This window comes from Amycolatopsis coloradensis (genome assembly GCF_001953865.1).
GTDB lineage: Bacteria > Actinomycetota > Actinomycetes > Mycobacteriales > Pseudonocardiaceae > Amycolatopsis > Amycolatopsis coloradensis.
Window position 1 is genome coordinate 70,001 of sequence record NZ_MQUQ01000003.1, and the last position, 20,367, is coordinate 90,367.

Annotated in this window: 17 protein-coding genes; 12 read left to right on the forward strand and 5 right to left on the reverse strand. The window is 65.5% G+C overall.

Annotated elements, in window-relative coordinates:
* The 3 genes from BS329_RS03920 to BS329_RS03930 are packed head-to-tail and all read left to right on the forward strand — an operon-like array spanning window position 1 to window position 5,613.
* A complete protein-coding gene (locus BS329_RS03920) occupies window positions 1-1,980 on the forward strand; it encodes a vWA-MoxR associated conflict system protein (protein ID WP_143252836.1) in 1,980 nt (659 codons plus the stop codon).
* Window positions 1,977-2,891 carry an AAA family ATPase gene (locus BS329_RS03925; protein ID WP_076155765.1) on the forward strand — a complete coding sequence of 305 codons (915 nt, stop codon included), beginning with the start codon at window positions 1,977-1,979 and terminating at the stop codon, window positions 2,889-2,891. The genes BS329_RS03920 and BS329_RS03925 overlap by 4 nt, the downstream gene beginning before the upstream one ends.
* Entirely contained in the window at window positions 2,797-5,613 is a 2,817-nt protein-coding gene (locus BS329_RS03930; RefSeq protein WP_084749371.1) for an SAV_2336 N-terminal domain-related protein, read from the forward strand. Before BS329_RS03925 ends, BS329_RS03930 begins: the two co-directional genes overlap by 95 nt.
* Window positions 5,614-5,759: 146 nt before the next feature.
* On the opposite strand, the gene BS329_RS03935 is transcribed toward BS329_RS03930, so the two are convergent.
* The 5 genes from BS329_RS03935 to BS329_RS03960 all read right to left on the reverse strand — a co-directional run bounded on the left by BS329_RS03935 (window position 5,760) and on the right by BS329_RS03960 (window position 10,654).
* Window positions 5,760-6,425: a hypothetical protein gene (locus BS329_RS03935; RefSeq protein ID WP_143252837.1), complete on the reverse strand. Its 666-nt coding sequence runs from the start codon at window positions 6,423-6,425 to the stop codon at window positions 5,760-5,762.
* A gap of 421 nt (window positions 6,426-6,846) precedes the next feature.
* Window positions 6,847-7,926, reverse strand: a complete 1,080-nt coding sequence (locus BS329_RS42345; protein WP_143252838.1) for a hypothetical protein — start codon at window positions 7,924-7,926, stop codon at window positions 6,847-6,849.
* Window positions 7,927-8,957: 1,031 nt separating this feature from the next.
* On the reverse strand, window positions 8,958-9,239 hold the full coding sequence (locus BS329_RS44360) for a flavoprotein (protein ID WP_244197024.1): 282 nt from the start codon (window positions 9,237-9,239) through the stop codon (window positions 8,958-8,960).
* Window positions 9,240-9,491: 252 nt separating this feature from the next.
* The gene (locus BS329_RS03955; protein ID WP_143252839.1) at window positions 9,492-10,436 is read right to left on the reverse strand and encodes an XRE family transcriptional regulator; all 945 of its coding nucleotides are present in this window, start codon (window positions 10,434-10,436) and stop codon (window positions 9,492-9,494) included.
* Window positions 10,437-10,477: 41 nt separating this feature from the next.
* Window positions 10,478-10,654, reverse strand: coding sequence for a helix-turn-helix domain-containing protein (locus tag BS329_RS03960; RefSeq protein WP_244197047.1), 177 nt, complete (start codon window positions 10,652-10,654; stop codon window positions 10,478-10,480).
* Between BS329_RS03960 and BS329_RS44365 the strand changes: the two genes are divergently transcribed.
* From BS329_RS44365 to BS329_RS04005, 9 genes are all read left to right on the forward strand, one after another.
* Window positions 10,604-11,125 (forward strand): hypothetical protein, encoded by a 522-nt coding sequence (locus tag BS329_RS44365; protein ID WP_244197054.1) that lies wholly within the window; start codon window positions 10,604-10,606, stop codon window positions 11,123-11,125. The two genes, BS329_RS03960 and BS329_RS44365, sit on opposite strands and share 51 nt — an antisense overlap.
* Window positions 11,126-11,251: 126 nt before the next feature.
* Window positions 11,252-11,815, forward strand: a complete 564-nt coding sequence (locus BS329_RS03965; RefSeq protein ID WP_084749373.1) for a 6-pyruvoyl trahydropterin synthase family protein — start codon at window positions 11,252-11,254, stop codon at window positions 11,813-11,815.
* Window positions 11,812-12,534 carry a 7-carboxy-7-deazaguanine synthase QueE gene (locus BS329_RS03970; RefSeq protein WP_076155778.1) on the forward strand — a complete coding sequence of 241 codons (723 nt, stop codon included), beginning with the start codon at window positions 11,812-11,814 and terminating at the stop codon, window positions 12,532-12,534. Before BS329_RS03965 ends, BS329_RS03970 begins: the two co-directional genes overlap by 4 nt.
* An 87-nt stretch (window positions 12,535-12,621) precedes the next feature.
* The gene (locus BS329_RS03975) at window positions 12,622-13,566 is read left to right on the forward strand and encodes an inositol monophosphatase family protein (RefSeq protein ID WP_244197025.1); all 945 of its coding nucleotides are present in this window, start codon (window positions 12,622-12,624) and stop codon (window positions 13,564-13,566) included.
* A 146-nt stretch (window positions 13,567-13,712) separates the two neighbouring features.
* The gene (locus BS329_RS03980; protein WP_076155779.1) at window positions 13,713-14,576 is read left to right on the forward strand and encodes an aminoglycoside phosphotransferase family protein; all 864 of its coding nucleotides are present in this window, start codon (window positions 13,713-13,715) and stop codon (window positions 14,574-14,576) included.
* A 635-nt stretch (window positions 14,577-15,211) separates the two neighbouring features.
* Window positions 15,212-15,775, forward strand: a complete 564-nt coding sequence (locus BS329_RS03985; RefSeq protein WP_076155781.1) for a hypothetical protein — start codon at window positions 15,212-15,214, stop codon at window positions 15,773-15,775.
* 146 nt (window positions 15,776-15,921) lie between these two features.
* Window positions 15,922-16,800: a S1 family peptidase gene (locus BS329_RS03990; RefSeq protein ID WP_244197026.1), complete on the forward strand. Its 879-nt coding sequence runs from the start codon at window positions 15,922-15,924 to the stop codon at window positions 16,798-16,800.
* A 1,018-nt stretch (window positions 16,801-17,818) separates the two neighbouring features.
* On the forward strand, window positions 17,819-18,763 hold the full coding sequence (locus BS329_RS04000) for a hypothetical protein (RefSeq protein WP_076155784.1): 945 nt from the start codon (window positions 17,819-17,821) through the stop codon (window positions 18,761-18,763).
* Between the two features lie 151 nt (window positions 18,764-18,914).
* Window positions 18,915-20,171: a pentapeptide repeat-containing protein gene (locus BS329_RS04005; RefSeq protein WP_076155786.1), complete on the forward strand. Its 1,257-nt coding sequence runs from the start codon at window positions 18,915-18,917 to the stop codon at window positions 20,169-20,171.
* The last annotated feature ends 196 nt before the right edge of the window (window positions 20,172-20,367 follow it).

A 20,367-nucleotide genomic window follows, 5' to 3' on the forward strand; every position in this document is an offset into this window, starting at 1 on the left:
GTGGCCGCGCAGAACGAGACTGCCGGCCATCTGTCGTCTCTCGACTCGGCCGCCGACGACCTGCGCACGCGACTCGCCAACCCGGCAATCGGTGCCTGCGCCCCGAACGACGCGCGTCCTGGCACGAAAGCGGAGATCGAACAGGCGGTGCGCACCGCGATCGAGACGGCCGGGAAGCGCAGGGCGGTGCTCGTGCTCGCGTTCCTCGGCCACGGGTTCACCACCGACCAGGACAGCCACCTCTACTACATGGCCGCCGACAGCCGCGTCGCTAGCCCGGCCAGTGGAGTGGACGTTGCCAGGCTGGTCACCGAAGCCGCAGGCGAACCGGGGGTCGCCGGAATCATTCTGTTGATCGACACTTGCCACGCTGCGGGCGGTGTGCCGGACGTGCATCGCATCACGGGTGGCGCAGGTGGTGGCCGTACCCAGGTGGCTGTGCTGTTCGCATCGACAGCGGACCAGCCCGCGTACGGCATGCAGCTAACTACCTCGCTCAACGTCGTGCTCCGCGACGGAATCGCGGGCGTAGGACCCCGGCTGCACCTAGATCACGACCTGGTCACACGGCTGCGCGACAGGATCGTCGGCCAGGCCGTCGGCAGCCTTAACTACGACGCCAACCCATACGCGATGGGTGAATTGTGGCTCGCGCGCAACACCGCCCACCAAGCCGAGACAGTGACCGACGTCGTCGGTCCGACCGGACAGGAGCAGCTGCGAACGACCGTGTCTGTGTGGCGGCCGGACTACGCATTCCCCGAACGCTGGAGCGAGTCAGCGCTCAACGAGCTCGCCGAGTATCTGGCAGGCGCCTCTACACCCGCCGAGCAGATGGTCTTGCGGCAGGTTAGGACGATTCTCGACTGCGTGCACACCGCGGCTGTGTTAACCGACATCTCGGGGTCGAGTCTAACGACCGAGAGCCTGCGCACCGCCGCACGCCTCTCGAAAATCGAGCCGAACCGCACTCTGTCCGGCACAGCATTGCTACGTGACCTCTTAGAGCGCGCCGCATTGCGGCAAACCAGGATCCGGGGCCACAGGCTGGAAGCAGTCGTCCGGTTCGTCGCTGCGCTTGCGATTGTCACCAGCAATGGGGAGGCCGATCCCGGGCTACGCGCTTGGGCTGCAGACCGGCAGATGACAACCGAACTCAACGACGCGTTCGCCGTGCTAGCCGCAGCCCGCCAAGTCGCAAACACGCGGCTGGTCGTGAGCCTTGCCAACGCGCTCACCGGCTGGCCAGAGCAGGTCGAAGCATGGCTACGGCAGGGGCAGCAGCTGCCGGACTACCACCGGGAGACGTGCGAGCGACCCGACCGCCCCGGGGTTGAAGCGGCGATCGGCGCGGTGATCCGATGGGCACACGGCAGGCTGACCGGCGTGGAGACGCTCGAACACATCGACGTGGTAGCACCAGCGCACTTGCTCGCGTCTTGGTACCCGGAGGAGGCTGACATCGGCGCTTATCTACTCGGGGTGCACCATCTGGTGACGCCGAGGTGGAGCGGGCGGCTGGGGCCGTCTCCTGCGTACGGCGACATCAACCATGCCGCCCGCACGATCCTCGTGCGGATGGCGGCCGCCGAGCGCACCCCGGTCGACTGGATTACCGCCGCCGAACTCGCCGATCCGGGCACGCTGAAACGGCGGCTGAAGACCGGCGGGTTCGGCGGCGCGATCGGTGTCAACCATGTGCCGGATGACCTGCCCGACGTGCTCGACCTGCTGTTGCCGCACTCTCCGGTGCTCCTCTGGCCTCGACAGGACAGTCGGGGCGCCCCACTTTCCGCCACGGCCGACCAGCACTGGCACACCTGGCCAGACGGCCTGCTCCTCGCCTACCGACACCGGCTGAGCGACGGCACCACCGACCCTGAGTCGTGTCTGCGCACGGTATGGCACGACGAGCAGTGGCTGGAGTTCTGCCACTGGTTCGAGACCCGCAACTTCGGCCCACTCGAGGAGAAACCGTGACCTGGACGCCGTACTACCGTGGCGACGGTGTGGCACGTGACGTGACCATCGCCGAGCCACCGCCATGGCGCATGTTCCCGCGGAAGCCGCAACATGCGCAGTTCCAGCCGCCAGCCGGCCTCATCGAGGCTGTGAACGCCGCACTGCACTTACGTCGGCCCATGCTAATCACCGGCCCCGCGGGATTCGGCAAGTCGACCGTGGTCGACCAAGTCGCGCAGGAGCTGAAGCTGGGTGGCGTGCTGCGCTGGCATGTCACCTCCCGCAGCACCATGCGCGACGCGCTCTACCGTTACGACGCTCTGGCCCGCATCCACGCGCAGAACACTGGCGACGCCGCCGACGATATAGGCTCGTTCCTGCAACTCGGGCCGCTCGGCACAGCCCTGCTACCGACGGACCGGCCGCGTGCACTGCTCATCGATGAGATCGACAAGAGCGAACTGGATCTGCCGAGCGACCTGCTGGACGTGCTGGAGCGCGGTGAGTTCGAGATACCCGAACTCACCCGCTACCACGCCAGTCTGATCGCGGTGCGGGGCTGGGAGAGCAGAGACACCCACGACATCTCTGATGGCGTCGTCCGGTGTAGCGACTTCCCGTTCATTGTGATGACGAGCAACGGCGAACGCGACTTTCCCCCTGCCTTTCTGCGCCGCTGTGTCCGCTTCACTATGCCTGCACCGACCCCCGCCGAGCTGACTCGCATCGTGCGAGCCCACCTCGGCGACTCAGCCGACGGCGCAGCGGACCTGATCGAGACCTTCGCCTCGCGGGTATCGGGCGGCGAACTGCTCGCGATCGATCAGCTCCTCAATGCGGTTCTGGTCCTCAGCGGGGATCACGCTCCCGATCTCGGGGAGCGGAAGCGCCTTGCCGATCTCCTGCTGCGGCAGCTCTCGCGTGCCTGACAACCTCGAGCGGATCGCCAGCGCTGTCGCTGCGGCGGTGAACGTAGACGCTCGGACACTTGCGGACGCCCTGTGGCTGGCTGCGGCCACCTCATCGCCGGCCCAGGACACGCCCGAACCGGTCAATGAGCCGGAGCCACAGCGGAAGGGCCAAGATCTCCCATCGCGTCAACCGCGCGATCGCAGCAGCACGACGCAGCCGCAGTTGCAGTCGACGGCCACTGGGACGGAGACGGCCGCGACGCCTCTTTCCGAACGGCGTGTATCCGGCACACCGGTGCGTGGCACGCCAGTGCGAGCGCCAGTGCCGCCGCCGCTGCCGCAGGCCGACGCGATCGCACGAGCGCTGCGCCCATTCACCCGCCCGTGGCGGCAGAGCACCGCGACCCTGCTCGACATCGACGCGACCGTTGACCGATTCGCCGAGCACCGCGTGCTCGTCCCGGTCCTGCGCACGGCGCCCGAGCGTTGGTTCGACGTTGTGGTGGTCGTCGACGACGCCCCGACGATGGCCGTTTGGCACGATACGATCACTGATTTCGTTCGCGTGCTCTCTCTCACGGGGTTCTTCCGCGCTGTGCACCGCTGGTCCCTGACCGACGCTGCCGTGAAAGATCACCTTGGCCGTTCCGCTGTGCTCGCAGACGCTGTCGCCATGGCTCGAGTTCCGCAAGCCCGCCGCCTCATCCTGGTGGTTTCGGATTTCGCGAGTACTGCCTGGCGCGGACCGGCACTCTGGGAGTTGGTCGCGGCGTGGGCCCGTGCCACCCCGGCTGCCCTCATTAATCCGCTGCCCGTCCGTTTCTGGGCGCACTCGGGAATCAACCTGCCGACCGTTCGCGCCATGGCCGTTGGTCCTCCCGGTCCTACGTCGTCGTTGCGTTTCAAGGTGCCGCTTCGCGCTCGTCTGACTGACGACTCCTGGCTGCCGGTGCCCGCGCTCACACTGACCCCCGCTGCACTGGATCGTTGGGCCCGGAGCATCGTCCGCACCGACCCCGAGGGCTGTGACGCCGTGCTCGTGCCCGCCCACCGGGTCGCACCGCCCCTGGCGCCCACTACCCCCGGTCCCGCCGCAGAGGCATTCTTGCGCACGGCGGCCGCGCCGGCCGCCCGTCTCGCCTTAATGTCCGCTCCGTTCGAACGTTTCAGTCTCGCCCTGCTGCGGCTGCTGCAGGCCAAAGCTGTTCCCGAGGCAGAACCTGCCGATCTGGCCGAACTATTGACCAGCGGTCTCGCCACCATCGACGATCCCCTCGCTGCCAACCCGGTGTTGACGTACCGCTCAGCCGCGCGCAACTATTCCCTCGACCACGTCACCGCTAACGACGTGTGGACTGCCAATCAAGCGCTGAGTTCGTTTATCGCCACCCACCCCGACGTGACTCCATCGATGCTGGCGTTGGCCCATACACCGGACGGCCAGGAAGCACTCCCCGCAGAACTGCGGCCCTTCGCTGCAGCGACCACGGAGACGCTCCGCCTGCTGGGCATGATCCCGAAGGAGTCCCTTGCCCCGACAGGCAACAAGGCGTTGAGCAACCTCGGCACACAATACGGCGCGGGACGTCGTGCCTTTGAAGAAGCAGTCACCCAGGACCGGGTCGAGACGGCTGAGTACCCGGCCTACTCGCCCAGCGACCAGCCGGGGCGTGAGGCTGAAGCCGAGCAGGCCTATCGTGATGCCGCCGCCGCGGGCAACACCCACGCCCTATACAACTTAGGTGTGTTGTTGGCTAGTCAGCCGGGGCGTGAGGCTGAAGCCGAGCAGGCCTATCGTGATGCCGCCGCAGGCAACACCCACGCCTTATTCAACTTGGGGAACTTGTTGGCTAATCAGCTGGGGCGTGAGGCTGAAGCCGAGCAGGCCTATCGTGACGCCGCCGCCGCAGGTGACGCCAAGGCGCTGAAAAATCTGGGGGCGCTGCTGAGCAGGCAACCTGGGCGTGAGGCTGAAGCCAAGCAGGCCTATCGTGACGCCGCCGCAGGCAATACCAAGGCCTTGTTCAACTTGGGAAACTTGTTGGCTAAACCGCCCGGGCGTGAAACTGAAGCCGCGCAGGCCTACCGTGACGCCGCCGCAGGCAATACCAAGGCCTTGTTCAACTTGGGAAACTTGTTGGCTAATCAGCCGGGGCGTGAGGCTGAAGCCGAGCAGGCCCTCCGTGCTGTTGCCGCCGGAGGCGATGCCAAGGCGCTGAAAAATCTTGGGGCGTTGCTGAGCAGGCAGCCTGGGCGGGAGGCTGAAGCCGAGCAGGCCTTCCGTGACGCCGCCGCCGCGGGCAGCCACAGGGCTCTGAACAACTTGGGGAATTTGTTGGCTAAGCAGCCTGGGCGGGAGGCTGAAGCCGAACAGATCTTCCGTGACGCCGCCGCCGCAGGCGATGCCAGGGCCCAGAAAAATCTAACGGCGCTGTTGGCCAACCAGCCTGGGCGGGACGCTGAAGCCGAACAGGCCTACCGTGACGCCGCCGGGAACACCGAAGCCTCGGTTGATCCTGGGCACACTCTCGCCGACAGCGAGCGGGTGCTGGGACCCGACCACCCGAACACGCTGACTTCGCGGAACAACCTGGCGGGCGCCTACCAGGCGGCGGGTGATGTGGGACGAGCGATCCCGCTGTATGAGGCCGCTCTCGCCGACAGCGAGCGGGTGCTGGGACCCGACCACCCCACAACCAGGGCCATCCGCTCGAACCTCGACGGGGCGCAATCGACCTAAAACCGCCATCGTGCGGTCGTTACGGAATCGGCCGACGGTGGCGCCGGATGTCCGCCCATCGGCATGACAGAACGTTCGTGAGCACACGAAGGTGCCGATAGGAGCGTGACGCACTGCTGGCTGGCGAATCCGGCGACGGTGCTCACTCACGGCGTCGGATATGTCTGCCTTGTGCTCACGGTCAAGGTCATGACATAGCGATGGCGGGTCAACTGCTCGGTGATCAGGGCATGTTGGTTCGGGCCGCTGGCGTGGGCGAAAAGATCGGACGACGGCTCAGGGTGGTCCAGTACCGGCTGTCCCGCTTCGGTCCAGGACTCGGCGAGTCCCATGTCGGTGGTGCCGCCCATCTGCCGGGAGTAGCCGACGCCGGGAAGGTTGCTCGCGTCGTAGACCCGGTTCGGGCCATCCGGGCGACCGCGGAACTGGCGGTAGTAGTCGATGGGCTGCGCGATTGAGCCTGCACCTCCGGCCCACTCGTGTGCCCTGACGATCTGGTCGAAGGCCCGGATCCGGTCGGACAGCTCGCCGTCGAAGCCCGCCTGCCGCACCCAGCTCGAAACACAACTCACAGTGCGTGGATCGGCCTGACCGAAGAACGAAGCGCGATCGACCTCGCAGGTTATGCGAGTCGCCGCCGGGCCCCATTCTGCCCAAGAGGTGGCTCTTGCCAGTTCGACGAATCGATCCGCGACCCAGCGATCGTGCAGATCGCGGTCAGCCATAGCAGCGGCGCTCGTCGCTGCGGCCTTGTAGTCCTCCCGAGTCGGACCACCACACGCCACCGAAGCCAGCGCGAGCAGCACCACCACCCACATCCGCTTCCCCCACATCCCGTGATTGTCGCGGCACGTGAAGGATCAGACAATCCCTTCGTCGCGCAGATCGTCCGCTCATCGGCAATAGCGGACGTTCGGCTGCCATTGCCGTGATCGGTCCGCACGGCGAATCTGGAACGCGTTCTCGGTGGATCACCTGCCGTTGCTGGTTCTACCGGCCGGCGACGTGGTGCTACTGCAACAGCTGGTAAACGGGGCCTGCAGCCATCTTCGAGCCGACAACGAACGAGGACGAACGGCCGACGATCACCGTCGCCGGAGACTACGTCGCGCTCTATGTCGACCCGGCCAGTCGGCAGGTCCGAGCTTGATCGATCTCGACGACTCCGAGTCGTGGGTGACCTGTACGCGGCAGGGGAACCCATAGCTTCGACCCGACCAATGGAGTACGGACTCACAGTTTGTCCCACTGTTTGGCCGTGTCGTTGTAGATGTAACTGTCCTGCAGCCCGGCCGATCCGGAGGTGTGGAACGGCTTTCCCTTGTAGTCAATGACGCTTACCCCGGCCGTCTCACCGTTGGACCACCGCAGGCGCGCTTTCCAGCGGCATTCGCAGGCATCGGTCTTGGCGATCAGCAGCAGCGACTCGGTTTCTTTGTCGGACACGGTGTAGGGGAACCGGAGTGGGCTCGTCCGCCAGTTCTCGTCTCCCCACATCATTTCCTTCGACGTGGACTCGGTGATCTGCGGCGGATTCTGGTCCAGATCGACGACCGCGAAGCGAGCCGTGGTCTCACTTCCGCAGCCAAGCCCAAGCGTGACCCCTTTGATCGCCGGTTTCCGTTCGCTGACAAGGAAGTCGATGCCCGTGATCGAAACGGGTTTCTCGGAGGTGCTCTTGACCGTGACGAGCACCTTGCTCCAGTCGATTTCGGCCACGTCATTGTCCTGCGCCCATGCGGCGTAGTCCGCGTTCATGTCATCCTGCCGTGGTGGAGCACCAACCTGGGCGACTGGTTTCGTAGTGCCGTACCAGGTGCACTGGGTCGCCACGGATTGGACCGTCAGCGAAACCGCGTCCTTCGGTGCCGGTTTCACGCTGTCCGATGTGGGTGGTGTCGTTGGTACGGCGCTCCCAGTGTTTGTCACCAGCGGAACAACGACCAGCGCCGCGATGGTCAAGCAGACAACCGTGAGGCTCAACGAAAGCCACATGGTCGTTCGGGAATCGGAGTTGACGTGAAGCGAGTCGATGCTGGACCCGGAGTTCTGAATGATCGTTCCACGGTTGTCCTGGCTGCTCAGGCTGGTGCTGCCGGGGCCACCACTTGGTGACTTCCCGCTTCCGGCTCGCTTGCGCTGCACTTTTTTGTCCGCCGTATACCCAATGGCGGCGCTGGTGGCCGTCAGGATTGCTACGGCAACCCAGGCTAGAGCGTTTCCTTTCAACTCCGTGGCGAGATTGATCGCAACGCCGAGACCGGCGCCTGTCAATGCCGCTCCAAGCGCGACGAAAAGGCGTCGACGTTCCATGGTTCGCCCTCTTTCTGTCCTTTTCGAGCATCGCCGCAAACCCGCAGTCCTCTCATCGCGGGCGCCTGCGGGAGAGTTACCCAGCCTTGCCGATTGATGTCAGTTCGATGCCGGAACGCGAGCCACTGACGCGATGGGTGCCCGCCGCCCCTGGGACTCGTCACAGTCGTTCACCGCGATCCGCGATACGACGACCTAGTATTGCGGTTACTCTGCGGCCTGAGGTTCGTAGGTCAGCTTCACTTTTCAACGTCGCATCCACCGACCTGCCCGCGACAATCACTTTGCCCTTGGCCGAAACCCCGGCCCGAACTCGACCTCCAGCTTGGCCTGGCGCGCCGCCTCATCACCCAGCTTGCCCCACAAACTCAACGGTCGACGCCGCCGTTCCCACGATCACCTCGTGCGCTCGACCAAACGCATCCAAAGCCTTCGCGCCGCCATCGCCCAGCCTCGACGTCGGCTCCGTCCCCGGCACCGTAGCCACCAGTACCTCAACCCCACCGAAACGTATTGGCACGACCTGACCAGCCACCACGACCCCTCCCTCATCTGCTAACGCACACAGTCGCATCCACCACCCGCACCGTTACGCACCGCGCGAACCAACCCAGGCCGCCAGGACCGACTCACATCCGCTCATCGACATGTCCGGACGTTCGATTGTCGTCGCCACGCTCGGTCCACAAGAAGGATTGGAACATGTTCTCGCGGTAAACACCTGCTGCTGGTGGCCCACCGATTGGTAACGAAGCCACCTGGCCCCAGCCAAGGGATGGCAATGATCGCGGAAAGGCAGGAATGTGCCCACCGCACGAGCCAGAAATCGGGTGCGGTCGGTTGTCACCGACAAACGCGGTCGCACCAGACGAACAAACCCAATCAGACACACCACATCGTTGACACACGGGCCATTGCCGCTCGCAGTCAAGAATGGGTTCTCGACGATGGCGGCCCATCGGTACACGATGGGCGGCGAGCAACGTTGTGCACTGTGAAAAGGGCGTCCTATGTCGCTACGAGATACCCAGTCATCTATCCACATCGGACTTGAAGGTGCTGCGAAGGGCGGAGATGACGTACGACCAGTCGAAGGTGGCCAGGCCGTCCTCGGCGTGGGTGGTGATCGTGTCCGGGTCGAGCAGCTTCACACCGGCCTTCGTGAGTCGAGCGACGCTGTCCGCGTACGCGGGATGCCGGCGAAGGACGTGCTTGACACACGGAGCGGCGACGATGGGGGCTTCGGCGCCGAGCATCTCGTTGAGCACACCCAACGCGAACGTATCGCTGATACCCGCTGCCCATTTGTTCATCGAGTTGAAGGTCAGTGGCGCGACTAGAACAGCGTCGGCTCGCGGAAGTGACTTTTCCCGCTGACGGGGCTACCCGCGTCACGCATCCCGTGGCCGCCGCCAGATCGTCGAGGTCGATCCAGGAGGCGGCTGTCGGTGTCGCGATCACGCACACGGTCCAGCCGTCGGTGGACAGCCGGGAGATGAATTGCTCGAGCCGAAGCACTGGCGGCGCAGCCGAGGTCACCAGGTAAAGACAACGCGGTTCTGGGCTCACACCGCGACCCCGGCTCGCAATGCGAGACCACGTAGAGCTGGCACCTGTTGGCGGCGCTCACGGGCCAGCAGATCCGCGATCAGCGATCGTGCGTTTGGGTTGGTTCGGACCAGTTCGGGAGCCACCCGCTCGGTCTCTAGCATGTGGATCACTGCCTGTGGGTCCTCTGCGAGCTGCGTGTGCGCCCACGCGCTGTCCAAGTGGAACTGAGCCTGGCGGCCGTTCAGACCAGCCGGTAGTGCGGTGATGTCCAGTTGCTCTGCCGTCGCGAGCGCGCGACGTGGGTCGTTCAGGGTGACCGCCACTGACGTGCGATGGATCAGCACGTTCGACGGACCGAACGCGGTCCACCCGATGTTGCCGTTAACGCCGAGCAATTGCGCGAGTTCATCAGCGTGTTCGAGCCGTTCACTCGCTTCGGCATCGTCGGCGCGGCGCGCGGCAATGACTGAACCAATTAGGGCCAATGCGCCTCGCCAAGTCACGCTCTGTGGGTCCTGACCTCGCAGGGCGGTGGCGGCTGAGACCGCTAACTCTTCGGCGTCCTTTATCTTCTCAGAATCTTTCATGCTGCTCGTGCGCAGCAGAGCACAAGCTCGTTGATACGCCGCCGCGGCGAGACCGAAAGTGTCCTCAGCCTTCTCTGCCGCCACACGCGCCAGCTCAGCTGCGGCTAAGCCCGTCTCACCGTCGCCTCTTTTCGTAGCCAGCTTGGCGGACAGGATCGCCACGCTGCACTGGAGGCCGAGTGCTTCCCGCCGTCTCGGCGCCGGTCCGTTGACTACCAGAGTGTCGGCAGCCTCACTGACCGATGGCAATCGCTGGGCGACATCGGTATAACGGGCGGCCTGATATTTCCGATGGAGATCTGCAACTCGTGCCGACACCCTCGTGTGGTCCATCCGATGCCGCAGCGGTTCCTCGCTACGGGCGCCGAGCACATGGTCGACGGTGATCCCGCTGGTAATCAGGGCCGCGTCCGCTATGACCTCGCGCCGCGTCGCCGAGGGCTGCCTGGCGACAGGCTTGCCTGTGCCGGGTTGAGGAGGACATCTAGTTCGTTGAGAGATACCTGAAGCAACTTCGCTATGCGAGTACGCCTCCAGGGATGCGGCGTCAGTGTTCCGCGCTCCCAGCGCCCGACCGTCGAGAGTTCCACCTTGAGCTGCCGGGCGAAGGTTTCCTGGGTGAATCCAAGGGCCTCGCGCCGAGCCGCAAGGGCCGTTCGCTGGATACCCATGATCGTCACCTTGCCTTGTCGGTCGCCTGCAACGATAACCGGCTGCGGGTCAGGCCGATCACCTGCTCGACAAGCTACATCCATTCGGACCACCACCTTCGAGAAGCATCCGCGCAGGTCAGGGAGGTGGCACCGCATCGCCGCCGCGTATATGCACCAGTTCCACCGCACCGGATGTCGTGGTGGGAGCGCAGTGGCCGGCTGTTCCCGCTGCTACAGCTGACCGATTTCACCCACTGGACCGCCTTTCGCGCCCGCCCCGGTGAACCCCGTGCCCTTGGCTGGCCCTATGGCGTCACGCCCATTCCCTGGCCAGGGCGGACGACGTCTCGTGCACGCCTCATCAACGATGTACTCACGCTCTGGATCATGCTGATCACCCGGCGTTGACTGAGCCGTGGTGTGCGGCGGAAGGCATCTCCTGCCCCTCGGCCTTCCGCCGCAGACCACACCCATTTCCCGTCTGGAGAGACGCGCGCGGCCCGCGTTCACGGTGAAAGGATTTCGGCATTCGCGATGTACGACACGGAGATAATCGGACAGACCACCACCCACCCGGCGAACCCTGCAGTGGCCGATTCCGCGCCGGCTAGTCACCAGATCTGTATCGAGCACACCTTCGAAACCGCGCACCGTTTACCGCACTTGGAAGGCAAGTGCGCCAGCCTGCATGGGCATTCCTGGCGGGTCACGGTGTCGGTGTTCGCTCCTGCCTTGAGTGGCGACGGAACTGTCGTGGAGTTCGGCGTCCTCAAAACCGGAGTCCGGCAGTGGATCGACACCCACCTCGATCATGGCACCATGCTCGGCGTCCGAGATCCGCTCGCTGTGCACCTTTACACCGCGGGGTCCAAGGTCTTCCGCTTCGGCGCACATAGCTGTGAGACGGTCGACGATGCGGAACTGCTGGCCGCTGATTTGCCTTGGCCGACCGTCGAAGCGGTCGCGGTGTTGCTGCGACGAGTGAGCCAGTCCGTGCTCATCGCGCTGCCGTGCGCTCCCGAAGCCCGTGTCGGCCGGGTGTTCGTCCGTGAAACGCATCTCAACACCGCGACCTACGGCCCGGCGGACGCGCCGTGAAGCCACCCGTTGTGTCCGATGTGGACCGCGATCTCGTGGTCAACGAAGCCTTCGGCCCGACCTTTCAAGGTGAGGGGCCAAGTACCGGTCGTTACGCGCACTTCATCCGCCTGTTCGGCTGTCACCTGTCGTGTACCTGGTGCGATACCCCGCAAACCCATGACCCAGCCCGGCATGACCTCGCCGCCGAGCAGCGGATTCTCTCGATCGAGGACATCCTGTCCTGGCTTGCCTCCACTCCGGCCGATCTTCTGGTGATCACGGGCGGCGAACCGCTGCTGCAGCCGCGTGCCCTGGAGCGGCTGCTGTGCGCGATCCGGGAGCGCGAGCTCGCCACCGATGTCGAGATCGAGACTTCCGGCACCATCGCGCCTACGGACGTGCTCATCTCGGCGGTGACACGGTTCAACGTCTCGCCGAAGCTGGCCCATTCGGGGCTGCGTCGCCGTCAACGCATCCGCCCCGCGGTGCTGCGCGACCTCGCCGGCTCGGGGAAGGCCGTGTGGAAGTTCGTCGTCCAGCAGGTCGACGACTTGGACGAGGTCCAGGAGCTGGTCGGCACCTACGGCCTTCATCCGGTCTGGATCATGCCGGAGGGCACGGACAGTTCCACGGTCCTGGCGCGGATGCGGCTGCTGGCCGATCCGGTGCTGGCGCGCCGGTGGCACCTGTCTACCCGGCTTCACACTCTGTTGTGGGAGAACAGTCGTGGCCGCTGATATCACCACGTCCGGGCTCAGTGGTCGGGACTTCGAGTGCGACACCGCGCGTCACCCCCTGCCTTCGCCCGACGCCGGGTGGCTGCGGTGAGCCAACCCAGCAGTCTGTCTGCCGGCCCGCAGCGACCTGACCGTACTTCCGCACTCGCCGCGGCCCACGCCGCGATGGATCTCGCGGTGGAGTATGTCCTTCGCCATCCGCCACGCCAGATCCGCTACAAGGGCGACCGCGACCCTGTGTCCGATGTCGACGACACCGTCGAACAACTCATACGTCAACGCTTGACCAGCGGAGACGCTACCGAGGTCGGGTTTCTCGGCGAGGAGACAGGCGCGATCGGAAACCGAGACACCTACTGGGTCCTCGATCCCATCGACGGCACGATCAACCACCAGCACGGCAACCCACTCTGCGCGATCGCACTCGGCCTCGTCCACCACGAGCAACCAGTGCTCGGAGTCACCGCCCTGCCGTTCCTCGGGCACCGATACTCCGCGACCGAAGGCCAGGGAGCCTTCCGTGACGACGAACCGATCACCGCCTCTAGCGCCGACCGGCTCGACAAAGCCCTGATCGGGTTCAGTGACTATGGCAGCGGCAATGACACGGGCTTGCGTGACGTCCTGTGCGCCTCCCTGGACCACGCCATCACCGCACGCGCACAGGGACTTCGCCGGTTTGGCTCCTCCGTGCTCGACTTGGTCTGGGTGGCCGACGGAACCCTCGACGCCTGCGTCCTGCTCGGCAACCGCACCTGGGACACCGCAGCCGGAGCCGTGATCGCCTGTGAGGCCGGAGCCCTCGTTCTCGACTCCGACACCAGCCCCCATTCCGCGGGTTCCCGTTGCACCATCGCAACCAGCCCAGGACTACGCGATGACCTCATGCCCCTCCTGCAACTCCTGTGGGTCACCCGGTTCTGGCCCAGCCGCGACCAAACCAGCCGCGGCAGTGTCGCCGACGCGCCGCCGGACGGCAGCGGCCCCACCTCCAGCGGCGACACGCCAAATTCCAGCCCTGCCATCACGTAGAGACGCCCACAACGGAACACAACACGAGGCAGTGGTCCTCCCGGCCCATTGTCGAGAACACCGAGGTAATCCTTTTGTTACAAGCCACGTCACTACCCTCCGCGCTACTCGCGGAGCTGCGCATCTTCCGGCGGCACAGTCCGAGCATGCTGGACGACGACCTGCCAGGCCTCCGGCTTCGCCGATTGGCCGGAGGCCACAAGAACCGGACCTTCGCCTGGGACGGCCCCGACGGTGAGATCTGCCTCAAGCTGTACGCCTCCGGCAACCGTGATCGCGCCATCCGTGAGTATCGGGCTCTGCTCCATCTCGCTGACTCAGGGATCACGGCGGCACCACAGCCGCTGTGGCATGACCCCAACCCGGAACTCCCGGCGGTCGCCACGACGATGCTGCCCGGTCAGGCGGTTCCCGAACTCGACGAACCGGTCAGCGCGCTGCGCTCCATAGTTAGCGTTCTCTCCGAGGTGCGCAGAGTCCCGGTCGGGCCGTTCGCAGACACCCCACGAGTCGGTGCGGCGAAGGACATCGTGCATCGGCTCATGGGCACGTGGTCCGGCCAACTCGACGATCACGCCGACGATCCGCACACCTACGACATGCGCCTGCTCCTGGACGCATGGAGTGAGTGCGGTGCCGCCGCGACACTCCTCGATCCGGCACCAAGGACTTTCTCCCGAGGCGACTCCAACTTGTCGAATTGGCTCTGGGACGGAACCACAGTCCGAGTAGTCGGCTGGGAGTTCGCCGGCTACAGCGAAGCCGCCTACGACGCCGCGGACATCATCGAGCATCCCAGCGCCCGTGCCATCGACGACGCCCGGTGGATCTCCTTGCTGCCAGACCTGCGCGTCCATGACGAGGACAGCCGCCGGCGGTTCCTCGCCGCCCAGCGCACCGTCGCACTCCGCTGGCTCAGCGTGCTGTGGCAGCGCCGCATCGCCCGAGCCGACGAGTTCGAGGCCCAACGCACACGGGTGCGGGACCTTCTGAACCACGACTTCCTGTGAGGAAGAACGTTGCCTCAAGACCCTCGTCTCTTACTGGAAGCCCACGGGGGCAACGCCGCGAATACCGGGTGGATCGCCGAACACTTTGGCCCTGGCACCTCGCAGACCGCCCCGGGAAGGGTCTCGAACAGCACGTACCCGACAACCGGACGAGCTGATGACCCATAGCAGCCGGACTGGCGATGAATCCGATCCTGCCCGTCGGCCTCGGGACCGTCCTGCTGCTGGCTGGCGCGATGCTCGCCGTGCGAGCCCGCGCTCGCCAACGGCGTCGGCGTTGGCGGGCCCGCCCGGACTCGGTTGCGAGTATCACCGCCCGCGTGACGACCGAGCGCCAGCAACCCTGCCCGGCCTGGCCCGTGCACGACCGCGACGTCCAACCCGCTACCACGAATCGCGACCAGCCGACGCTGCGGCTGCCCCGCGTTCTCACGCCGCATGCGCGACAAAGACCAAGCCCTCGGTCTCGACCGGACCGGCGCCGAGCCGCCGCTCCTGGTACGTCGGACGACACGGATACCACTACCTCCGATTCAGGCCCGCACGCACTCAGGTAGGCGACCAAACCCAGCACCTGTCGCCGACTTGGCGAGTCAGCCGCCGAGCCTCCCCTGCAGGGAAAGGACCTTAGCGACATGTTCCAGCTCTGTGCGGCTGTCCGCACTCACTTCCGACGCATCGGCAGGAGCGGCCGACACGAACAACCGGAGTCCGACGACGGGACCGTGGATCCGTTGCTTACCTTCTTCCGTTGGCGCGACTGGACGATCCTCGACCGCAGCTCGGACACCAGCGCCAACCTCTACTACTCCGCGAGTCTCCAAGGCGCGCTCGACACCGACAACCGGCGCCTCACCCCACTGGATGCCAACCTGAGCGAGCTCGAATGCGAGCTCGCCCACGACGGCACGTACTGGATCGCCAGCTTTTTCTCGTGTGGCACGGTGATCGGCTGCGGCCAGCATCGCAGTACACAGGTCGTGATCGGCGTGCACAGCGGTGTCTTTCCCTCTGTGCTTGATCAGCTGGAGCACCAGGCACGCATCCTCGACCCGGAAGAGATCGCCACCTGTGTGGTCTTCGGCCCGTGCGGCAGCGACAGCAATCCGACGTCCAATACCGGCGGGCCCCGATGGCACCGTCTGCGTCTTCCACGCTGCGTTGTGTCTCCATGCGCGGCAAGGCGGACGGCTAGGTGAGCCTTCCGCCAGCACTAGTCGCTCACCCCGGACGCGGGCCGCCCGCGCTCCGTAGTTGGTGACTCCTTTGTAGACAGTTCAACCCACTTTTCTCAGACGGGAAAGACAACTCCGTGAACAGAAAGACCTTGTCGTTCGCAGCAGCCGTGACAGTGAGCATCGCCGCCGCGCTGACCGCCCCCGCGGCGACGGCCGTCGCCGACCCGCCACCGCCGCCGGTCGACACGATGATCATCGGCGGTCACCCAGCCGCGACCGCGCTGCCGGGGATCACCTCGCTGCAGTACGACGCACCCGCACATGGCGAGCAGTACATCGACTACCACACCTGTGGCGCCGCCCTGGTGTTCCGCGGCTGGGTGGTCACCGCCGCCCACTGCGTCACCGATCCGCCTGCGGGTCCGGCAGCCAGGTCGTCGATGCTCGGACGATTCAACGCTGACCCGGCGCCGATCCCAACCGCGGACAAGGCGTTCCAAGTCCGAACCGGCAGCCTCGACCGGCTCTCCGGCGGAGAGACCGCGACCGTGACCAAGATCGTGGTTCACCCCGGCTGGAAATGGGGAGACGGCGCGCCGAAGAGCAAGGTGTACGACGTCGCCATGCTCAAGCTCGACCACTTGGTTCAGGAGCCGACCGTGCAGATCGCGCGCATCGCCGCCCAGCCCGGCACTGACGCCAAGATCTTCGGCTGGGGCGTGACCGAGCCCGACAGCACTCGCACCGGCCTGCCCAGGCGCCTGCAGCAACTCGAGACCCGGGTCATCGCACCGTCGCGCTGCGCCGAGGCGTTCATCGCCGCCGGCGAAGTCTGCACCAACAACCCCAGCGGAACCGACGGCAGCTGTTACGGAGATTCCGGCACGCCCGCCCTGGCCACCATCGACGGCGTTCCTCAGCTCGTCGGGATCGCCAGCCGATCCGCCGACCCCAAGTTCTGCGGCGTCGAGCCCGACGTCTTCACCAGCGCTCCGGACCTCCGGAACTGGATCTACCACGTCGCTCGCACCGGCAACGCCACCTAACCCTAAGCCTGAGGGTGCCGCGCCCTTCCACCCGTCGGCGCGGTACCACCAGGGCCCGGCGCGACATTCACCTTCCGGGACACCAAAACCCATGAACGACACCCCCAGAACACCACCAGCCACCGGCCTACGGTGGCCGACACCGGACTTCCCTCACATCGAGGTACCCAGCGCGGCTAAGAGGCTCGTCCGGCGCAGCTGGGCAACGAACTCCGACGCTGTCCCGGGCCGCCCGCACGATCCCTTCGTTCATGTCGCCGCCGCGCGTGTCCCTACCACCCACGATCGGTAATGGGCAGCCGGACCGCCAGCGCCGCCACCACACGACAACCGCGCAAGCGACTTCCCCCACTGGGGCTAACCGTCCGCTACCAGGCGGGCGCCTCCCTGCGAGACCTCGCGGGCAGCTATCGGCTGACCGTCCGGACTGTCCGTGCCCTCTTGGTCGCCGATGGAGTGCAGATCCGTCCCCCCCGGGCGCAGAAAGCAAACAGGATCCGGCACCGCAGTGGCCGCGAGCCGCCATCCGGCGCGAGCTGGAACACCCCGGCTGGCGACCGTGCACCCGCTGCGCCCACCGCCTGCCAGGCCACGTGAATCCGTTCTTGATGTGGCTCCGGCGACCTGGCCACCGTTCAACCAAGACATGCCACCCGTACCAGGTGGCATGCCACATCTAGCGGAAGCCGTACCAGGCCAGCCATGCGCCGGCCTCACGTCGCCGCATCTCGTGCACAAAATCGATGAGAAGCCCCTGCCGACCTGGTCCGGCGAGTACACCGCCGTCATGACCCGATGCGTACGCGTCGGCCTCGTCGACGCACCCATCCCGTCGCACGCTCAGCTCTGCCCCGAATGCCATCACCATGCCTAGACCTCCACCAGAGACCTGACCGCGAGGTTGGCGCCCCGGCCACGGCCGAGGACGGGTCGACACTCCGCACCACGCCAAACCTGCCGCGTCCCGCGGAAACCCACCTCATCCGAGTACTTGAACCCGCTACTCCTGAGAGCTCCCATGTCGAAACCTCTGCCCTACGGCCCGACCGATGACGAAGCCGCCCTGAGCTACGTCCGCGAAGCGTTAAGCCTGTCCCAACGAGGCAATTGGGAAGCCTTGCTGGCCGACGACCGCGTCTTGCAGACCTATCGCGCACTCAAGACCTTCGACGCCAAGGCGGGCGAGAGGTCCGTCCGGGAACGCGACGCGATCAAGCTCGCTGAACACCAGCGCTACGCCGGGCTCATCACCGCTGCCGAGTACGCCGATCACTATCGCCAGTTCACGACCTGGCGTAAACGCGCGAGCCGGTTCAACACCGTCTTGCACCAATACCTTGACCTGACCGCCGACCGCGTCCGCCAAGTCCACCACGACAGCGTCGCGGAATCGTTGCGGGCCGCGCTGCTGGCCCTGGCGATCGCCGTCGACGACCACCGCCAAGCGCACGCCGGAGAGGAGTCCCTGGTCGACACCGCCCTCTGGGCTCGCTTGCGGCTGCTCCCCTGGCCCACCGCCGACGACGCCGGCTACCGGCTCGTAGACGCGGTGGCCGCCGAGCGAGGCCGCCGAACAGCCGCCCGGCACCTCAAGAACAGCTTCATCCAGTACCAAGGCTCACACGTCACCGGCGAAAACGTCGACGTCGCCGACCTGCTCCTCGAAATCACCGACAACGCCCAACCGACCTGCGACCGCAGCCAGCTCGTCGAACTGTGGAACCAACGAACCCCGGACCTACTGGAATCAGACGCCGCGAAGGCCGCAGCGAGCAGGCAGAAGGGCTCCTACGCCACCTATCGACTCCGCAGATCGCTCACCTTCCTGGAATCACAAGGGATGATCGACCGGAATTCAGAAGACGGCACCGCCAAAGTCACGGTCATCAATCGGAGCGCCCTGCTCTCACTACGCCGACAATGGGACACAGCACAATTCCCACTCGACGACGCCGAGCTGTGAAGCGGACTCGTTCGCTCCGATCCGAACGAACCCGTTTGACGCTGTAGCGGCGCTGGTGCCCCGTTAGGTCCCCGTGGCAGCCCGTCTTGAGCGGATCTATCTCAGCCCCGCAAGCTGTAGCGATTGGTGGGTGTCCGGGCGACTATAAGGCGTGGAGCGGAAATGGCTGGATGGCTCGAGGACCTCGTTGTCGCGGCGGTGGCAGCACCGTGGAGGTACGTGGTGGTGGGCGGTCTTCGTCATCGTCGTCCCGGTCGCGCTGAGCGCGGCCGTAGCCATGACCGCCCTGTTGATGTTCGTCAACGTTGGGGGCGATCCGAAGAGCCAGCTCGAGTTGATCAAGACTGGCCTCACCGTCGGCGCCGGGACCGGTGGCGTAGTCGCACTGGTGCTCGCTGGGCGCCGGCAGTGGTCCACCGAGCACGACGCCGCCGAGCGGCGGCTCACTGAGCTTTACGTCAAGGCCGTGGAGCAGCTCGGCTCCGACAAACCCGTGGTCCGCCACGGCGGGTTGTACGCGCTCGAGCGCGTCGCCCAGGATAACCCTGACCACCGCCAGGTCGTGGTCGACGTGATCTGCGCTTACCTGCGTGCTCCTTTCCAGCTTCCTGGCGCGCCCCGTCCCCGGAACCGATCCGGTATATACCGGCCCTTGGCGTCCAGCAGAAGGCCTGCTCACGACCGCGCCTCGAGTGGGGAACAGGTCGAGTCACCGACGGTGGCCGAACTCGACGAGGACGCTCGGCAGGAGAGGGAAATCCGCCTCACGGCCCAGCGCATCCTCACCAGGAATCTAAAGCCGGGGAACAACCCAAATCATCCCGCGAAGACCTTCTGGAAAGATATCAACCTCGACCTCACCGGTGCCACACTCATCAACTTCAACCTGTTGCATTGCCAGATCAACAAGGCCAGCTTTATCAAGGCGACCTTCACCGATCACACCTGGTTCCAAAAGACGACCTTCACCGACCACGCAATGTTCGAGGAGGCGACCTTCATCAACCACGCCTGGTTCCTCGATGCGACCTTCACTCGCGCCGCCTCGTTCTACGGGACGACCTTCACCCGTGCCGCTTTGTTCGACGACGCGACCTTCACCGGCCACGCCACATTCGACAAGGCGATCTTCACCAGCGCCACCTCATTCGACAAGGCGACCTTCACCAGCAATACCTCGTGCCCCGGGGCACCCTTCGCTGCAGTACCTGGCGCTCAAGGAGCACGGATCCGGGCAGATTCCAGTAAGCCAGATTTTAAGGGCTCATCATGGCCGCTCGGGTGGACCGCCGAGTTGCCGGAAAGGGCGGAGCAGGCGTGGGTGCGGCTAGTTCCTGTGCCGATCGTCCTCGTCGCGCCAGGTGAAGTTTCGGGTGGACGAGGCATAGCACTCGACGCCGTCAGGTGACGAACCACACTGTGGAAGCTACGAACTCCGGACCTGCTGGAGTCCCCGCCGCAGCGGTTGTGACGAGGAAGCAGAAAGGCTGCTACGCCACCATCCGGCTCTGCAGATCGCTCCTCTTTCTGGAAACATCGTACGGACATCAGATCACGTAAAAAACCAAATTACGGTACTCAACCCTGTCGCTCTGATAACGCTA

What these genes read in the sequence shown, in the direction of transcription:
- BS329_RS04000 (WP_076155784.1), top strand. Translation starts at nt 17,819, where the DNA reads ATGTCGAAACCTCTGCCCTACGGCCCGACCGATGACGAAGCCGCCCTG.
- BS329_RS03980 (WP_076155779.1), top strand. Translation starts at nt 13,713, where the DNA reads ATGCTGGACGACGACCTGCCAGGCCTCCGGCTTCGCCGATTGGCCGGA.
- BS329_RS42345 (WP_143252838.1), bottom strand. Translation starts at nt 7,926, where the DNA reads ATGGAACGTCGACGCCTTTTCGTCGCGCTTGGAGCGGCATTGACAGGC.
- BS329_RS44365 (WP_244197054.1), top strand. Translation starts at nt 10,604, where the DNA reads ATGCGGCGTCAGTGTTCCGCGCTCCCAGCGCCCGACCGTCGAGAGTTC.
- BS329_RS03985 (WP_076155781.1), top strand. Translation starts at nt 15,212, where the DNA reads ATGTTCCAGCTCTGTGCGGCTGTCCGCACTCACTTCCGACGCATCGGC.
- BS329_RS44360 (WP_244197024.1), bottom strand. Translation starts at nt 9,239, where the DNA reads ATGAACAAATGGGCAGCGGGTATCAGCGATACGTTCGCGTTGGGTGTG.
- BS329_RS03965 (WP_084749373.1), top strand. Translation starts at nt 11,252, where the DNA reads ATGTACGACACGGAGATAATCGGACAGACCACCACCCACCCGGCGAAC.
- BS329_RS03930 (WP_084749371.1), top strand. Translation starts at nt 2,797, where the DNA reads ATGCGGTTCTGGTCCTCAGCGGGGATCACGCTCCCGATCTCGGGGAGC.